Raw genomic sequence first — 1,079 nt, forward strand, 5'->3', positions numbered from 1 at the left:
CGATGGCCCAGCGATGGCCTTCCACCGACACCAGCTTCTGCATGGACGTGCCTTTGGGGCACCATGTGGAGAAGAAGGCCAAGCTGCCGTCGGCGATGTTGCGGCGGATCAGAAGACCCCGCGTCCATTCCCCGGCAAGGTCGTCGTTGTATTCACCGGCGTCGAGATCGGCCAGCTCGAGATAGGCCCAGTCGTGCCAGCGCGGCCCTTTGATCCCCTCGCCGGACGCCAGGCGGCGCCAGGCCTTCTTGGGAAGGCTCTGCGCAATCGCGGAGGCGGTGCCGGCGACAGGCTGCGGCTTGCCCCAGGAACGGAACACATGATTGGACGCAACACCCAGAACATAGCCCTTGCCCTCCTTGCGCAGCAGGGTTTCGATCTCACCGGTGCCATACACGCTGTCCGCGGCCACGAACGCGAACGGCACCTGTGCGGCGATCGCGCCAGCGATCATGTGACGCGCGATCTTGGGCTTTGTCGCAAAGCCCGCATCGCTCGGGACATGCGCAGCCTTCAGGCGAGCGGGGTCGTCCGTCCAGTCCTTTGGCAGGTAGAGTGCCCGGTCGATGAAGGCATGGCCATGCCGCGACACGTAGGCGGCGAACACTCCGATCTGGCAATTGGTGATCTTGCCGGCCGAGCCGGTGTACTGGCGCGCGACGCCGCATGAGGCCTTGCCCTGTTTCAAAAAGCCGGTCTCATCGATGACCAGAACCGCGTCCTCATCGGGCAGCGTTTCCAGCACGTATTCACGGACAATATCGCGCAGCGCATCGGCGTCCCACTGCCCCCGACCCAGGATCGCTTGCTGGCGCCACGGGCCTGGATCGCCGGCCGCTTCCGCCCGCATCCAACCCGTCTTGCGCGGCTCGTTGCCCAACAGTCCGTCGAGAAACTGCCCCGCCGCGGCCGCGACCCGCTCCTGCGTAAACAGCGGACGGATGCGTTGCTTGATATCTCGCAACGCCGAAGCCCACAGCGTCAGCGTATCTTCAACTGACGCGCCACCAATCATCAGATCCCGAATCATGGTCGCCCATGGATTCAGAACCTTCAGGAAGATGCAACTGTAATGCTAG

1 protein-coding gene is annotated in these 1,079 nt (G+C 63.9%); it reads right to left on the reverse strand.

Annotated features, from left to right (window positions below):
* Positions 1-1,030, reverse strand: a 1,030-nt coding sequence (locus tag I6F28_RS37005; protein ID WP_225143927.1) for an IS701 family transposase, incomplete at its 3' end; no start/stop codon positions are given.
* Between the last annotated feature and the right edge of the window lie 49 nt (positions 1,031-1,079).

Source organism: Bradyrhizobium sp. NBAIM14 (assembly GCF_020193895.1).
GTDB classification, from domain to species: Bacteria; Pseudomonadota; Alphaproteobacteria; order Rhizobiales; family Xanthobacteraceae; genus Bradyrhizobium; species Bradyrhizobium yuanmingense.